Source organism: Delftia sp. Lp-1, from assembly GCF_020523835.1.
Classification (GTDB): domain Bacteria; phylum Pseudomonadota; class Gammaproteobacteria; order Burkholderiales; family Burkholderiaceae_C; genus Comamonas; species Comamonas acidovorans.
Genome location: NZ_JAJALJ010000003.1, coordinates 162682 through 178492 on the forward strand (window position 1 = coordinate 162682; position 15811 = coordinate 178492).

Consider the following 15811-nt stretch of genomic DNA (forward strand, 5'->3'; position numbering starts at 1 on the left):
TCTGCCGTGCATGCACAAGTGACCTTTCCCACCCCGCAGACCGCCGTGCTCACCATCACCGGCGGCGGGCCGCTGAACATCCTCGGCACGCCCGTGATCCGCGCGCTGACCGCGCAATTGGCCGAGCTGGCCGAGCGCCCCGATCTGCACTGCCTGGTGCTGCGCGGATCGGGCACGCGCGCCTTCGTGGCGGGGGCCGACATCCGCGAGATGGCGTCGCTCAACGCCGCCTCGGCACGCGCCTTCATCAGCGGGCTGCGCGACCTGTGCAACGCGGTGCGGCATTTCCCCGTGCCCGTGATCGCCAGGCTGCAGGGCCATACGCTGGGCGGCGGGCTGGAGCTGGCCATGGCGGCCGACCTGCGCATCGCGGCCGATGATGCCGTGGTGGGCATGCCCGAGGTCAAGGTCGGCATTCCCTCGGTGATCCACGCGGCCATGATGCCCGCGCAGATCGGCGGCACGCGCGCCAGCTGGCTGCTGCTCACGGGCGAGAACATCGGCGCCCTGCAGGCCGAGCGCTGGGGCCTGCTCAACGAATGCGTGCCCGGCGACCAGCTCGATGCGCGCATCGCGCAGATTGCCGAGGGGCTGGGCGAGATCGGCATCGAGGCGCTGCGCCAGCAAAAGCGCCTGCTGCGCCGCTGGGAGGGCATGGGCGTGGACTCGGCCATCACCGACAGCGTGGCCGAGTTCGGCGCGGCCTTCAACACGGGCGAGCCGCAGCATCACATGAATGCCTTCCTGGAGCGCAAGCAGGCCAAGGCCCAGGCCCAGCACTGAACCCAGGCCGGGCCGGGCTAGGCCTTGTCGGCCAGCCCTTTCAGAAAGCTGCGCAGCCGCTGCGCGGTGGGCGTCAGCGGCCGTTCGCTGGAGCGCACCAACTGCAGCGGGCGCCGTGCCCAGGTTTCCTCCAGCGACAGGCAGGCCACCGCATGCGCAGTGCCGAGCCTGCGGTAGATGCTGTGCGGAATGATGGCCAGGCCCACGCCCTGCGAGACCAGCCGCACGATGGAGGTGAAATCATCCACGTGGATGCGGCAGCGCAGCGGCCGGCCATGGCGCTTGGCCAGCTCGCGCAGAAAGGCATAGTTGCTGCTGGTCAGTGCCATGCCCACGAAGGCATGGGACAGGGTGTCGAAGAAGCGGCAGGAAGGGCCTTCGCCGTCGTCTGGCCTCTCGCCCGGCTGGGGCACCAGCGGATGGCCGGGCGGGGCGATCACCACCAGGCGGTCCAGCGCAAAGGTTTCGCAGGCCACGGCGCCCGCCATGGGCTCGCCCGCGTAGACGCCCAGGTCGGCCTCGCCCTCGGCCACGCTGGCGGCAATCGTCTCGCTGGTCTGCTCCACCAGGGTGAGGTTCACCTCGGGAAAGGCGGTCAGGAACTCGCCGATGTGCGGGCCGATGAAGCCGTGCAGCGAGGAGCTGTTGGCCGCCAGCGTTGCCTTGCCCTGCAGGCTGCTGCCCAGCAGGGCGGCCTCGGCCTCCATGCCGTCGATGGCAGCGAACACGCCGCGCGCATGCTCGAGCATGGCGTGGCCTTCCTCGGTCAGCCGCATGCCCTTGTGCTCGCGCGTGAACAGCTGGCAGCCCAGGGCCTGCTCCAGATTGCGCAGCCGCTGGCTGGCGGCCGAGGGCGTCAGGTGCCGCGCCTGGCTGGCACGCGAGAGATTGCCGGCCTGGGCGATGGCCATGAACAGCTTCAGATCGGTCAGGTCGTAGCGCATGCGGGCGTTTCCTAGGGGGCAAGAGGGCCATTATTCCTGCTGGCGCAGGGCTGCAAAGCCCGTGGCGCGCAGCCTTTGAAGGGCGCTGGGATAATCGCTGCCATGACTAAACACCGCGTCGTGGTGGGCCTGTCGGGCGGTGTGGACTCCGCTGTCACGGCCCATCTCCTCAAGCAACAGGGCCATGAAGTGGTCGGCATCTTCATGAAGAACTGGGAAGATGACGACGACAGCGAATACTGCTCGTCCAATGTCGATTTCGTCGATGCCGCCGCCGTGGCCGACGTGGTCGGCATCGAGATCGAGCATGTGAACTTCGCCTCCGAGTACAAGGGCCGCGTCTTCGCCGAGTTCCTGCGCGAGTACCAGGCCGGCCGCACGCCCAACCCCGACGTGCTGTGCAATGCCGAGATCAAGTTCAAGGCCTTCCTGGACCACGCCATGCGCCTGGGCGCCGAGAAGATCGCCACGGGCCACTACGCCCGCGTGCGCCAGAACCCCGACACGCAGCTGTTCGAGCTGCTCAAGGGGCTGGACCCGGCCAAGGACCAGAGCTACTTCCTGCACCGCCTCAACCAGGCACAGCTGTCCAAGTCCATGTTCCCCGTGGGCGAGCTGAAGAAGACCGAGGTGCGCCGCATTGCCGAGGAGATCGGCCTGCCCAACGCGAAGAAGAAGGACTCCACGGGCATCTGCTTCATCGGAGAGCGGCCGTTCCGCGACTTCCTGAACCGCTACATCAGCAAGGAGCCCGGCAACATCCTCGACGACCGCAACCGCAAGCTGGGCAAGCATGTGGGCCTGTCGTTCTACACGCTGGGCCAGCGCTCGGGCCTGGGCATCGGCGGCGTCAAGGAAAAGGGCGCGCCGCGCGGCGGCGGCGACCATGAGCCCTGGTTCGTGGCGCGCAAGGAGCTCGACACCAACACGCTGCGCGTGGTGCAGGGCCATGACCACCCCTGGCTGCTGTCGCAGTCGCTGCTGGCCGACCAGGTCAGCTGGGTGGCCGGCCACGCGCCCGCCGAGGGCAAGGCCTACGGCTCCAAGACGCGCTACCGCCAGCCCGACTCGCCGGCCCTGATCTCGGGCGCCACGCCCGAGGGCTTCCGGCTGGATTTCCCCGAGCCGCAATGGGCCGTCACGCCCGGCCAGTCGGCCGTGCTCTACGACGGCGACGTGTGCCTGGGCGGCGGCATCATCGCGGCGGTGGATCCGCACTGATGCAGCACTGACGCGGCACTGATGCGGATTGACGCCGGGCAGGATTCGGCCCGGCGCGTTTTGCTATCGTCACGGGGGGCGGCACAACCGCCCCTTTTTCTTTTTCCTTTTGTTCTTCACGACAGCACCACAGGAGACCCTATGGCTTCATCGATTCTTGCGCGCCGGCATTTTCTGGGAGCGGCCCTGGGCGCCGTGGCCACGGCCGGATGCAACGGCGAGGTGTCCTGGGGTGATCCCATCGATCCGCCCGTGACGGACCGCGTCAAGCGTGCGCTCGATCAACTCGACGGCCAGGTGCGCGCGCAGATGCGGCGCACGGGCGTGCCCGGCGTGGCCGTGGCCGTGGTGCATGAAGGCCGCCTGGTCTATGCCCAGGGCATGGGCGTGCGCCGTCTGGGCTCGTCGCTGGCCGTGGATGCGGACACGGTGTTCCAGCTCGCCTCGGTCTCCAAGTCCGTGGGCGCCACCGTGGTGGCGCAGCAGGTGGGCCAGCGCCGCGTGTCCTGGGACACGCGCGTGCAGCAGGGCCTGCCCTGGTGGACGCTGGAGGACGCCGACGCCGCCCAGCGCATCACCGTGGGCGACATGTATGCCCACCGCTCGGGCCTGCCCGGCCAGGCCGGCGATGCGCTGGAGGAGCTGGGCTACAGCCAGCGCCAGATTCTGGAGCGCCTGCGCTACCTGCCGCTGCGGCCCGTGGGCACCCAGTACGCCTACAGCAACTTCGGCCTGACCACGGGCGCCGAGGCGGTGGCCGCCATCGCGGGCCAGTCCTGGGCGGCGCTGTCGCAGCAGGCCGTCTACGGCCCGCTGGGCATGACGCAGACCAGTTCGCTGTTTGCCGATTTCGAGGCGCGCGCCAACCGCGCGGCCGGCCACCTGCGCGTCAACGGCGTGTGGCAGGCAGGGCCGGTGCGCCGGCCCGATGCGCAGTCGGCCGCCGGCGGCGTCAGCTCCACGGTGCGCGACATGGCGCGCTGGATGACCATGCTGTTGGACGAGGGCCGCTTCGAGGGCCGCCAGGTGGTCGATGCGCAGGCGCTGCGCACGGCGCTGTCGCCGCAGATGCTGCAGTCGCCGGCCGGCAGCGGCGAGCCCGCCCGCTACTACGGCTTCGGCTTCAACGTGGGCGTGTCCGAGGCGGGGCGCACCACCTACAGCCACTCGGGCGCCTTCGGCACGGGCAGCGCGACCAGCTTCACCGTCATGCCCGAGCTCAAGCTGGGCATCGTGGTGCTGACCAACGGCATGCCCATCGGCGTGCCCGAGATCGTGGTCTCGCAGTTCCTGGAGCAGGTCGAATGGGGCCGCCAGCGCCAGGACTGGGAGAGCATCTGGACCAAGCGGCTGGCACCCATCATGCAGCCGCATGGCGAATTGGTGGGCAAGACCCGGCCCAGCTTTCCCCGCCCGCCCCGGCCGCTGGGCGCCTATGTGGGCAGCTACGCCAACCGCTTCTACGGACCGGCCCAGGTCAGCCTGCAGACGGGTGGCGGGGGGCTGCAGGTCAGCCTGGGTTCGCAGCGCATGCTGCTCAGCCACTGGGATGGCGAAGTCTTCAGCTTCGTGCCCGAGGGCGATTCGCCGGGCAGCCTGTCCAAGGCCACGTTCGACGGCAACCAGCTCACGCTGGAGTATTTCGACGATGTGCTGACGCCGGCCGGCGTCAGTGCGGGGATAGGGCGCTTTTCCCGCTGAGGGTGGCCTGCTCCGCGCCGTTGTGCAGGTGATCGCCGGGCACGGGCAGCCAGGCGGCCAGCACGGTGGCGCCGGGTTCTGAATCCATGTCCAGATGGCCGCCCAGGCGCTGCAGCCGCGCCTGCATGCTGCGCAGGCCCACGCCCATGCCGGCCTGCTGCACGGCGGCCACGGCAAAGCCTGCGCCGTCGTCGGTGATGCGCAGCATCAGCCAATGCGGCTCGGGCCACTGCAGCTGCACCTGCACGCACTGGGCGCGGCTGTGCTTGATCACATTGGCCAGCGCTTCCTCCAGCACGCGCGTCAGCGCCAGGCACTGCAGCGCACCGGGCGGCTGCGGCCAGGCGGCCGGCACCTGCCAGTCGGACTGCATGTCCAGCGCGTCGAACAGGCTGGCAAAGCGGTGGCGCAGCGGCGCGATCCAGGCCTGGGGCGTGTCCGGCACGGTGACGGAGACGCTGGTGCCGCTGTCGATCATCTGGCGCAGGTCGTCGCGCAGCAGCTTGAGCACGGACAGGAACTGGCGGTTGTGCATGGGGGTGCCGGCCTGCTCCACCATGGCGATGGAGCGCACCAGGGAGCCGCCCAGGCTGTCGTGCAGGTCGTGCGCCAGCTGCATCCGTTCCTGCAGCCGCGAGTGGCTGAGCGCCAGCGCATGCTCGCGCGCCAGCGTGCCGCCGAGCTCGTCGCAGGCACGCGCCACGCTGTCGGTCAGCTCCTGGTTGAACTGTTCGATGCGGCGCATGCTGAGCACGAACTGGCGGCCCAGCACCATGGACAGGGCCAGCATGGTCAGCGGCGCGGTATAGGGCATCCAGGGCGTGGCGGGGCCAATCACCTTCTTGAGCGCCAGCATGTCGTGCAGGCCCGCGCACAGGAAGACCAGCAGGCAGGCCGCGTAGACCAGGTGGCCCGGCTCGCGCGTGCGCCAGGCGTGCAGCGGAAAGTGCAGCGACACGGCCACGCAGATGCCGAAGTACACCAGGCCGATGTGCAGCACGCCGTCCACCAGCCACCAGGGCGCGAAGATGGCGGCGGCCATGCCGGCCAGCGTCAGCGCCCACAGCAGCTTTTCCAGCCGGGGCAGGTGCAGCCTGCCGAAGCGCCAGGTGAACAGGCAAAAGCTCTGGCCGAACAGCAAAAAGACCAGCAGGTTGCCGCGTGCCACGGCCAGGGTGTCGGGGAAGGGCCAGGCCTCGGTGGCCAGGATATTGGCCAGGAACAGCGCCCAGCAGAAGGCATTGAGCGCGTACCAGCCAAAGGCCTTGCTGGCGCGCCGCTGCAGCCAGGCAAAGGCGAACAGCACGCCCAGCACCAGCGAGACCACGATGTTCATGGCAAACAGCGTGCGCTGGTCCCACCAGGTCTGCTCGTGCCACTGGCGCAGCGCCTCGGGCTCGCCCAGGCGCACCTCGCCCAGGCCCGGCGTCTGCTCGGCCAGGCCGTGCACGCGTATCCACACGCTGTTGGTGCCCGCATGCAGGGCGGATTCGGGCAGCAGCCAAAAGCGCGGCATGTTCCAGCTGCGCGACAGGGGCTCGGCCAGGTGCCGGTCGCGCCACAGCAGGTCGCCGTTCACGAAGACCTCGCCGGCCATGACCATGGAGTGCAGGGCCAGCGCCACGGAATCGGCGGCGGGAGCGGTGGCAGAAGCGGCAGCGGGGTGAGCGCAGCCGCGCTGCCAGTCGATGCGGTACCAGACGGCGCCGCTGTAGCCGGGCCAGCGGTCCAGCCAGTGGTCGGGCAGGGTCACGCTGTGCCAGTCGCGTACCGCGCTGGCGATGGGCGGCGGCCCCAGGCCTGCCGCCTTGGCGGACTGGATGGACAGGATCTGCGGCAGGCAGGCCTGGGCCAAGGCGCAGGTACTGCACAGGAGGACCGCCAGGCCCAGGGCCTGGCCCAGAGCGAAGTGCCGCACCGGGCCGAACCACCGGCGCCACCCGCCCACGGCCGTCAGCCCAGCAATCCGCGCACGCGTGCCGTGTTGACGGCGCGCGTGCGCGAGGACACGGCCAGCTTGCGGTAGATGTGCTTGATGTGGCATTCCACCGTGTAGCGCGACAGGTGCAGCTGCTCGGCGATCTCGCGGTTGGTCAGGCCATCGGCCACCAGGCGCAGGATCTGGCTTTCGCGCGCGCTCAGCGTGGACTCGGTGCCGCTGCTCTCCGGCGTGGCGGGTGCCGCGCCCTGCAGCTCGGCGATCACGCGGCGCGCGATGAAGGGGTCGATGGGGGCGCCGCCGCGCAGCACGCTGCGGATGGACAGCGACACTTCCAGGTCGTCGCGCTCCTTGAGCACATAGCCGGTGGCGCCTGCGCGCAGCGCCGCGAGGATGGCATCCTCCGTGCTCCAGGCCGAGATCACCAGGATGCCCACGGCCGGGTCTGCGCTGCGCATCTCGGCGATCAGGTCGATGCCGCTGCCGTCGGGCAGGCCCAGGTCCACCAGGGCCAGGGCCACGGGCTCGGCCAGGCAGGCGCGGGCCTGGGCCAGGGAGCCGGCGAACAGCAGGGCATCGGGCGTGTAGCCCAGCTGGCCCAGCACGGACTGCAGCCGCTGGCGGATCAGCGGCTCGTCCTCCACCACCAGCACCGGGGCCGGAAGCGTGGACTCTGGGACAAGCAGGTGGGCGGGCATGGAAAAGGCGTGCGCAGCGGCGGGCGTAAAAAGGGGCAGGATGGCCGCCCGACTGTGGGCGAAGCCCGCATCTTTGCATATCCCTGAAAACTGGTAATCGCGGGGGCGCGCGCCGCTGCGCCGTCCATAATTCCGGCCCGGGCCGCACGGGCGGACCCTGGCAACGACACCTACCGAAAGGACGCCGCCGCATGGCACGCGTACGTGACCCTGCTGGCTACGATGGCCAGCGTGAAATGATCCTCTCCCACGCCGCCCAGCTGTTCGCGCAGCGCGGCTATGCGGGCACCTCCATGAACGAGGTGGCTGCGGCCTGCGGCGTCTCCAAGGCCACGCTCTACCACTATGTGCTCGACAAGCACGACCTGGCCGTGCGCATTGCCGAAGAGCATGTGCTGCGTCTCGAAGCCCTGGTCAACGACACCCTGCAGGCCCATGCCGATCCCGAGCAGCGCCTGCATGCGCTGATCCGCGGCTTCGGCCAGGAGTACGCCCAGGCCCAGAATGCCCACCGCGTGCTGACCGAGGACGTGCGCTTTCTGCGCGAGGAAGACCAGCAGCGCATCCTGGACGTGGAGCGCCGCGTGGTCGCGGCCTTTGCGCAGACCATTGCCCAGGTGCGCGGCGAGCCCGCCGACAGCGCCCTGGGCAAGCCCCTGGCCATGCTGCTGTTCGGCATGATCAACTGGACCTTCACCTGGCTCAAGCCGGGTGGAACGCTGGACCATGACGCCATTGGCACCATGGTGTCCCAGCTGTTCTTCGGCGGCGTGCGCGCGGTCAGCGTGCCGGATGGCAAGAAGCCGCGCAAGGCCCGCCAGGCCTAGGCTCGGCCCGGTTCCTTACCACCTGCGCTGCACGACCACGAAGCGGTCTGCCACGAAGGCCAGCGTGGTGTAGCTGGCATTGGCCGCGGGGTTGCCGCCCGTGGCGTGGAAGTCCGAGAAGCCTGCCGACTGGTTGACCATCACGCCCTGCGTGAGGTTGATGGACAGGGCCACGCGCGAGCGCAGCGCCGAGGCCGCCACGGCATCGACGAAGGCCGCATCCGTGGAGTACAGGCCCAGCGTCATCGCGCCATGCGCGCGCACGCTGCGCTCGGCCAGCTCGCGCGCGGCCTGGGCCGAGGGCACGGCCACCAGGTAGGAGACGGGGCCGAAGCATTCGCGCTCGTAGATGGCAGCGTCCGCCACGTCCAGCGCGCGCAGCGCGGGCGTGCGCACCTCGGCCTGCGGGTACTCGGGATGGGTGAGCTTTTGCGAGGCGCGCACGGCGCGGCCCACGGTGGCGGCCTGTTCCACGCGCTCCACGGTCTGCGCAGAGCCTATGGCGCCCAGCACGGTGAAGGCCACCTTGGGATCGGCCAGCAACTGGTCTATGGCGGCGGCCAGATCGGCGCCGAACTGCTCGAAGCTCTTGTGGCCCTGGTCAGTCTCTATGCCGCCGGCCGGAATCAGCAGGTTCTGCGTGGTGGTGCACATCTGGCCGCTGTACAGCGACAGTGACAGGGCCAGATTGCGCAGCATGCCTGCGTAGGCATCGGTGGACTCGATCACCACCAGGTTCACGCCGGCCATCTCGGCATACAGGCGTGCCTGCGGCGCATGCGCCTGCAGCCACTGGCCGAAGGCATTGCCGCCCGTGAAGTCGATGGAGGCCACGGCCGCATGCGTGGCCAGGGCCTGGGTCAATTCGGGCTTGTCGCTCACGGCCAGGGTCACGAGGTTGGGGTCCAGGCCCTGCTCGGTCAGCACATCGCGCAGCACGCTCACGGTGAGCGCGGCCGGCAGCACGGCGTTGGGGTGGGGCTTGACGATCACGGGGTTGCCCGTGGCCAGCGCGGCGAACAGGCCCGGGTAGGTGTTCCAGGTCGGGAAGGTGGCGCAGCCGATGACCAGGGCCACGCCACGCCCCACGATCTCGAAGCGCTTGTGCAGCACGGCGGGCGCATGCTTGCCCTGGGGCTTTTCCCAGACGGCCTCGGCAGGCACGTCGGCCATGGCCTTCCAGGCCACGGCAATGGCTTCCAGGGCGCGGTCCTGGGCATGCGGGCTGCCGGCCTGGAAGGCCATCATCGCGCCCTGGCCCGTGGTCAGCATCACGGCATGCGCGATCTCGAAGCTGCGCTGGTGGATGCGCGTCAGCGCCTCCAGCAGCACGCCGGTGCGGCCCTGGGGTCCCAGCGCCTGCCACGCAGGCTCGGCCGCCTGGGCGGCATCCACCAGCGCCTGGGCATCGCACTCGGGGTAGCGGATGTCCAGGGCCACGCCATAGGGCGACTGCTCGGTGGCCACGCGGGCGCATTCACCGGGCTGGCGCAGCGGATAGTCCTGGCCGAACAGCGCCTGCACGGCGGCGTGGCCCTGGGCCTGGGCGGTTTCGCCATAGACCTTGGGCGAGGGCGCCTCGGGGAAGGGCGACCAGTGGCCCCGGCGGGACAGGGCCTGCAGCGCGTCGTCGAGCAGGGGGCGGTGGCGTTCGTAGAGGGCGTGGGCGGGCATGGGATGTCTCCTGGGTTGGAATGTGGCGTCGCTATCAGGGTTAGTACCGGACAACAAGCCTTGTTGCTCAAGAAAGCTGCATCTTATAATCCTACCGTCCGGTCGGTCAATTATTCTGAACCCCTTGCCTCACGACGCCAGAACCCCGATGAACAAAGACCTGCGCCCCGCCCCCGGCGAACTCGACCCCATCGAAACCGCCAGCCGCGACGAGATCGCCTCGCTGCAGCTGCAGCGCCTGCGCTGGTCGCTGCAGCACGCCTACGACAACGTGCCGCACTACCGCCGCGCCTTCGATGAAAAGGGCGTGCATCCGTCCGACCTGCGCACGCTGTCCGACCTGGCCCGCTTTCCCTTCACCACCAAGAAGGACCTGCGCGAGAACTACCCGTTCGGCATGTTCGCCGTGCCGCGCCAGAAGGTCGCGCGCGTACATGCCTCCTCGGGGACCACGGGCAAGCCCACGGTCGTGGGCTACACGTTGAATGACATCGACAACTGGGCGAACCTGGTGGCGCGCTCCATCCGCGCGGCGGGCGGGCGGCCCGGCGACATGGTGCATGTGGCCTACGGCTACGGCCTGTTCACGGGCGGCCTGGGTGCGCACTACGGTGCCGAGCGCGCGGGCTGCACCGTGGTGCCCATGTCGGGCGGGCAGACCGAAAAGCAGGTGCAGCTGATCCAGGACTTCCGGCCCGACATCATCATGGTCACGCCCAGCTACATGCAGGTGATCGTGGAGGAGATGCAGCGCCAGGGCCTGGACCCGCGCGAGAGCTCGCTCAAGATCGGCATCTTCGGCGCCGAGCCCTGGACCGAGGCCATGCGCCGCGAGATCGAGGGGAAGGCGGGGCTGGATGCCGTGGACATCTACGGCCTGTCCGAAGTCATGGGCCCGGGCGTGGCCAGCGAATGCGTGGAGAGCAAGGACGGGCCGGTGATCTGGGAAGACCATTTCTATCCCGAGATCATCGACCCCGACACGGGCGAGGTGCTGCCCGACGGAAGCGAGGGCGAGCTGGTCTTCACGTCGCTGTCCAAGGAAGCCATGCCCATCATTCGTTACCGCACGCGGGACCTGACGCGGCTGCTGGCGCCGACTTCGCGCAGCTTCCGGCGCATGGGCAAGATCGTTGGGCGCAGCGACGACATGATGATCATCCGCGGCGTCAACGTCTTTCCGACCCAGATCGAGGAAATCGTGCTGGCCAATGCCAGCCTCACGGGCCTGTACCAGATGCACATCAGCCGTGAAGGCCTGCTGGACACCGTCGAGGTGCACTGCGAGCTGCAGCCGCAGCGGCGCGGCCTGGGCGATGCCGAGCGCGGCGAGATCGCGCAGTGGGTGCAGCAGCGCATCAAGACCCTGGTGGGCATTTCCACGGCGGTGCGCGTCTTCGATCCCGACACCATCGAGCGCACGCAGACCGGCAAGGCCCGGCGCGTGTACGACAAGCGGCCGCGCTGAGGCACCGCCGGCCGTCGTCAACCATTTCATTCAAGGAGATCGCACATGTATACCCAGGCCATGGACACCATGGGCAAGGAAGCGGGCGATGGCGGCAAGGCCGTGCGCTCGGCCGACGAAATGCGCCTGCAGCAGCGCTTTGACGAGCGCATCGATGCCGGCGAATTCATCGAGGCCAAGGACTGGATGCCCGACAACTACCGCAAGACGCTGCTGCGCCAGATCAGCCAGCACGCGCACAGCGAGATCGTCGGCATGCTGCCCGAGGGCAACTGGATCAGCCGCGCGCCCACGCTCAAGCGCAAGGCCATCCTGCTGGCCAAGGTGCAGGACGAGGGCGGCCATGGCCTGTACCTCTACGCCGCCGCCGAGACGCTGGGCAGCAGCCGCGACCAGATGCTGCACGCGCTGCACACGGGCAAGGCCAAGTACAGCTCCATCTTCAACTACCCCACGCTGACCTGGGCCGACATGGGCACCATCGGCTGGCTGGTGGACGGCGCGGCCATCATGAACCAGGTGCCCATCTGCCGCTGCTCCTATGCGCCCTATGCGCGCGCCATGGTGCGCATCTGCCGCGAGGAGAGCTTTCACCAGCGCCAGGGCTACGAGGCGCTGCTGACCATGATGCAGCAGGGCACCGAGGCGCAGAAGGCCATGGTGCAGGACGCCGTCAACCGCTGGTGGTGGCCGTCCATCATGATGTTCGGCCCACCCGACGATCAGTCGCCCAACAGCGCGCAGTCCATGCGCTGGGGCATCAAGCGCATCTCCAACGACGCGCTGCGCCAGAAGTTCATCGACGCCACGGTGGACCAGGCCAAGGTGCTGGGCGTGACCCTGCCCGACCCCGACCTGAAATGGAACGAGGCGCGCCAGGCCCATGACCATGGCCCCATCGACTGGGACGAGTTCTGGCGCGTGATCGCCGGAGACGGCCCCTGCAACCGCGAGCGCCTGGGCGCCCGCGTCAAGGCCTGGGACGAAGGCGCCTGGGTGCGCGAGGCCGCCCTGGCCCATGCCCGCAAGCAGACACAGAGAAACCAGACCCGCAAGGAGGCCGCATGACCGCCGTCGAACAGAACATCACCAACGAATGGCCGCTGTGGGAAGTTTTCGTCCGCAGCAAGGCCGGCCTGGACCACAAGCACTGCGGCAGCCTGCATGCGGCCGACCCGCAGATGGCGCTGCAGATGGCGCGCGATGTCTACACGCGGCGCCAGGAGGGCGTGAGCGTCTGGGTGGTGCGCTCGGACCAGATCGTGGCCAGCGACCCCGGCGACAAGGACATGTTCTTCGACCCGGCCCAGGACAAGGTCTACCGCCATCCGACCTTCTACCAGTTGCCGCCCTCGGTGGACCACATGTGAGCGGGGAGCTGCCATGAACGCCTCCGCCTCCTCCATCGCCATCGACGCCCGGCCCGAGGTGCAGTACCTGCTGCGCCTGGGCGATACCTGCCTGATCCTGGCCCAGCGCCTGGGCCAGTGGTGCGGCCACGCGCCCATCCTCGAAGAGGACATCGCCATGACCAACATGGCGCTGGACCTCGTCGGCCAGGCGCGTGCGCTGCTCACGCGCGCCGGCCAGCTCGAAGGCCGCGCGCACGACGAGGACCAGCTCGCCTTTCTGCGCGACGAACGCGACTACTTCAACGCCACGCTGGCCGAGCTGCCGCGCGGCGACTTCGCCTTCACCGTGCTGCGCAACGCCATGGCCGCCACCTGGCTGCGCCTGATGTGGGAGCGCCTGGTGCACTCCAGCGATGCCGAGCTGGCCGCCATTGCCGGCAAGGCGCTCAAGGAGGCGCGCTACCACGAGCAGCACGCGGGCGACTGGGTGGTGCGCCTGGGCGACGGCACCGAGGAATCGCGCCAGCGCATGGAGGCGGCGCTGGCCCAGCTGTGGCGCTATGCGGCCGAGCTGTTCACCGACGACGCCACGGACGCTGCCGCGCGCGCCAGCGGCCTGGGCCCGGCCTGGTCCGAGCTGCGCGAGCCCTGGCAGGCCGAGATGGCCGCCCTGCTGCAGGAGGCCACGCTGGGCATGCCGGCCGAATCCGCCTTTCGCAGCACGGGCCGCAACGGCGTGCACAGCGAGCACATGGGCTTCATCCTGGCCGAGATGCAGCATCTGCAGCGCGCCTATCCGGGCGGGGTGTGGTGATGGCTGCCGCACGGCTTGTGGCCGTCACATCTGCCTTGGCCGAGCGCGAGCGCCTGGCCTGGGCCGCGCTGCAGGACGTGCCCGACCCCGAGGTGCCCGTGATCTCGGTCTGCGAACTGGGCATCGTGCGCGAGGTCCATGCCCTGCCCGAAGGCCAGGGCATGGAGATCGTGCTCACGCCCACCTACTCGGGCTGCCCCGCCACCGAGGTCATCGAGCGCAGCGTGCTCGAGGCCATCGAGGCCGCGGGCCTGGGCCCCGCGCGCGCCGTGCTGCGCCGCGCCCCCGCCTGGACCACGGACTGGATCAGCGACGACGGCCGGCGCAAGCTGCGCGAGTACGGCATCGCGCCGCCCGGGCGCTGCGGCGACGCCGGCCTGCCGGAAGGCACCTCGCCCATCCGCCTGGTGCGCCGCCGCCAGGGCATTGCCGTGCCCGAGCCCGTTGCCTGCCCGCACTGCGGCAGCGTGCACACCGAGCGGCTTTCGGCCTTTGGCGCCACGGCCTGCAAGGCCCTGCACCGCTGCCTGGACTGCCGCGAACCCTTCGAACACTTCAAGCCGATATGACCACGACCACGATGTTCCACCCGCTGCGCGTGCGCAGCATTGCGCCCGACACGGCCGAGGCCGTGGTCGTCTCCTTCGACGTGCCGCCCGCGCTGCGCGAGGTCTTCGGCTTCACCCAGGGCCAGTACCTGACCCTGCGCCACCAGATCGACGGCCAGGACCTGCGCCGCAGCTACTCCATCTGCGCAGGCGTGGATGACGGCGAGCTGCGCGTGGGCGTGCGCAAGGTGCGCGGCGGCCAGTTCTCCAACTGGATCAACGAGCATCTGCGCCCCGGCGACACGCTGCAGGTCATGGCGCCCCAGGGCCGCTTCTTCGTGCCCATCGAGCCCGGGGCCGCGCGCCACCATGTGGGCGTCGCCGGCGGCAGCGGCATCACGCCCATCCTGTCCATCATGAAGACCGTGCTGGCGCGCGAGCCCGCCAGCCGCTTCACGCTGATCTACGGCAACCGCCAGCTGCAGTCCACCATGTTCAAGGAGGAGATCGAGGACCTCAAGAACCGCTACATGTCGCGGCTGTCGCTGCAGCATGTGTTCTCGGACGAGCACACCGACCTGCCGCTGAACATGGGCGTGATGGACCGCAGCAAGATCGCCGAATTCCTGCAGGGCGTGGTGCCGGCCGCGCACATCGACCATGTCTACATCTGCGGACCCTTCCAGATGAACGACGAGGCCGAGGCCGCCCTGCTGGCCGCCGGCGTGCCCGAGGAGCGCATCCACATCGAGCGCTTCGGCGTGGCCCTGCCGGCCGCAGGCCAGGGCACGGTGGGCGCCGTGGTGCACGAGGCCCAGCCCGGCGACGCCGCCACCGCCCGCATCACCCTGGTGCGCGACGGCCTCTCGCGCGAGATCCCCTTCACGCGCGGCCAGGCCAGCATCCTGGACGCGGCCTCCTCGGCCGGGCTGGAAGTGCCCTATTCCTGCACCTCGGGCGTCTGCGGCACCTGCCGCGCCAAGGTGGTCGAGGGCGAAGTGCGCATGGAGCGCAACTTCGCCCTCGACAAGAACGAGGTCGCCTGCGGCTTCGTGCTGACCTGCCAGGCGCATCCGCTGACCGAGCGCGTGGTGCTGTCGTTCGATGAGCGGTGAGGGCGCCTGCGTTCTGGCGCAGGGCAGGAAGACTCAGGGAAACAGTGTCGAAAGCATGTGCTTTGGCACTGGCAGCCCATCAGATGCTTCGATGAAGTGCAGACCCTTGGATGCGGGCTGTATGGACTGAAACGCGGAAGGAAAGCGCGGCAGCTGCACATGGTGCTTGCTCTTGCATTCCTCGCAGGCGTGGAACTGCGGCTGGAAGACTTTGTTTTTATGGCTTCCCACGGGACCGTTGGCATCCCAGACGGCCAGCGATGCCTCGGTGGAAACCGGCTTGCACAGGTTCTTCCAGTCCAGTGCCCCGTGCACGACCATGTAGAAGCCAATCAGGTTGGAAACGAGGTCTTCCTGGCTGAATCCACTGTCTGTGAGGAGCGACATGGATGCCTGCAGGCTCTCGAAGCCCATGGAAACCTCCATGAATATGGCCAGGGCCACGGAGCGCTTCGCTGAAAGAGACAGGCCTTTCTTGACGAGATAGAACTTGGCAAATTCCTGGGTCAGGCCAAAGCGCCCCATGGATTGCTTGTATTGAATCAGATGGCTGTCGGAGTGACCGGGAATCCCGATGCCGCGCTCATGCAGTATGTCTTTCCAGAGATAGGCCGCACTGGCGTAGCGATTGCGATGGCTCTCGACCGATTGGAGGTGGCCCAGGTCAATCCATCCGCAGTTGCAGGTATAGATGAGTCTTCGGGGTATGTGGGATCTGCTGGACATG

Annotated in this window: 15 protein-coding genes; 10 read left to right on the forward strand and 5 right to left on the reverse strand. The window is 69.0% G+C overall.

Annotation, left to right across the window (positions count from 1 at the left end):
- Positions 1 to 6: 6 nt before the first annotated feature.
- Complete coding sequence (locus LGR64_RS21745; RefSeq protein ID WP_230356981.1) at positions 7 to 783, forward strand: enoyl-CoA hydratase; 777 nt, start codon at positions 7 to 9, stop codon at positions 781 to 783.
- 17 nt (positions 784 to 800) lie between these two features.
- Here the strand turns inward: LGR64_RS21745 and LGR64_RS21750 are convergent, their stop codons facing one another.
- Entirely contained in the window at positions 801 to 1727 is a 927-nt protein-coding gene (locus LGR64_RS21750) for a LysR substrate-binding domain-containing protein (protein WP_061289044.1), read from the reverse strand.
- Positions 1728 to 1829: 102 nt separating this feature from the next.
- On the opposite strand from LGR64_RS21750, the gene mnmA reads away from it, so the two are divergent.
- Positions 1830 to 2948: a tRNA 2-thiouridine(34) synthase MnmA gene (mnmA, locus tag LGR64_RS21755; RefSeq protein ID WP_230356982.1), complete on the forward strand. Its 1119-nt coding sequence runs from the start codon at positions 1830 to 1832 to the stop codon at positions 2946 to 2948.
- 141 nt (positions 2949 to 3089) lie between these two features.
- Positions 3090 to 4649 (forward strand): serine hydrolase, encoded by a 1560-nt coding sequence (locus LGR64_RS21760; RefSeq protein WP_230356984.1) that lies wholly within the window; start codon positions 3090 to 3092, stop codon positions 4647 to 4649.
- On the opposite strand, the gene LGR64_RS21765 is transcribed toward LGR64_RS21760, so the two are convergent.
- Positions 4618 to 6597: a sensor histidine kinase gene (locus LGR64_RS21765; RefSeq protein ID WP_230356986.1), complete on the reverse strand. Its 1980-nt coding sequence runs from the start codon at positions 6595 to 6597 to the stop codon at positions 4618 to 4620. The genes LGR64_RS21760 and LGR64_RS21765 overlap by 32 nt on opposite strands.
- Positions 6598 to 6602: 5 nt before the next feature.
- Positions 6603 to 7286: a LuxR C-terminal-related transcriptional regulator gene (locus LGR64_RS21770; protein ID WP_013804635.1), complete on the reverse strand. Its 684-nt coding sequence runs from the start codon at positions 7284 to 7286 to the stop codon at positions 6603 to 6605.
- Positions 7287 to 7477: 191 nt separating this feature from the next.
- Between LGR64_RS21770 and LGR64_RS21775 the strand changes: the two genes are divergently transcribed.
- Complete coding sequence (locus LGR64_RS21775) at positions 7478 to 8113, forward strand: TetR/AcrR family transcriptional regulator (RefSeq protein ID WP_012202739.1); 636 nt, start codon at positions 7478 to 7480, stop codon at positions 8111 to 8113.
- 15 nt (positions 8114 to 8128) lie between these two features.
- Here LGR64_RS21775 and paaN read toward each other — a convergent pair whose 3' ends face one another.
- The gene (gene paaN, locus LGR64_RS21780) at positions 8129 to 9787 is read right to left on the reverse strand and encodes a phenylacetic acid degradation protein PaaN (protein ID WP_230356988.1); all 1659 of its coding nucleotides are present in this window, start codon (positions 9785 to 9787) and stop codon (positions 8129 to 8131) included.
- Between the two features lie 148 nt (positions 9788 to 9935).
- On the opposite strand from paaN, the gene paaK reads away from it, so the two are divergent.
- The 6 genes from paaK to paaE are packed head-to-tail and all read left to right on the forward strand — an operon-like array spanning position 9936 to position 15084.
- Positions 9936 to 11255, forward strand: a complete 1320-nt coding sequence (paaK, locus tag LGR64_RS21785; RefSeq protein ID WP_230356990.1) for a phenylacetate--CoA ligase PaaK — start codon at positions 9936 to 9938, stop codon at positions 11253 to 11255.
- 45 nt (positions 11256 to 11300) lie between these two features.
- On the forward strand, positions 11301 to 12323 hold the full coding sequence (gene paaA / locus LGR64_RS21790; protein ID WP_012202742.1) for a 1,2-phenylacetyl-CoA epoxidase subunit PaaA: 1023 nt from the start codon (positions 11301 to 11303) through the stop codon (positions 12321 to 12323).
- Positions 12320 to 12625 (forward strand): 1,2-phenylacetyl-CoA epoxidase subunit PaaB, encoded by a 306-nt coding sequence (gene paaB / locus LGR64_RS21795; protein WP_012202743.1) that lies wholly within the window; start codon positions 12320 to 12322, stop codon positions 12623 to 12625. Before paaA ends, paaB begins: the two co-directional genes overlap by 4 nt.
- 13 nt (positions 12626 to 12638) lie before the next feature.
- The gene (paaC, locus tag LGR64_RS21800; RefSeq protein WP_141830906.1) at positions 12639 to 13421 is read left to right on the forward strand and encodes a 1,2-phenylacetyl-CoA epoxidase subunit PaaC; all 783 of its coding nucleotides are present in this window, start codon (positions 12639 to 12641) and stop codon (positions 13419 to 13421) included.
- Entirely contained in the window at positions 13421 to 13990 is a 570-nt protein-coding gene (paaD, locus tag LGR64_RS21805; RefSeq protein WP_141830904.1) for a 1,2-phenylacetyl-CoA epoxidase subunit PaaD, read from the forward strand. The genes paaC and paaD overlap by 1 nt, the downstream gene beginning before the upstream one ends.
- Positions 13987 to 15084, forward strand: coding sequence for a 1,2-phenylacetyl-CoA epoxidase subunit PaaE (paaE, locus tag LGR64_RS21810; RefSeq protein ID WP_141830902.1), 1098 nt, complete (start codon positions 13987 to 13989; stop codon positions 15082 to 15084). The genes paaD and paaE overlap by 4 nt, the downstream gene beginning before the upstream one ends.
- 33 nt (positions 15085 to 15117) lie before the next feature.
- Here paaE and LGR64_RS21815 read toward each other — a convergent pair whose 3' ends face one another.
- Positions 15118 to 15810: a hypothetical protein gene (locus LGR64_RS21815; RefSeq protein ID WP_016449342.1), complete on the reverse strand. Its 693-nt coding sequence runs from the start codon at positions 15808 to 15810 to the stop codon at positions 15118 to 15120.
- Between the last annotated feature and the right edge of the window lies 1 nt (position 15811).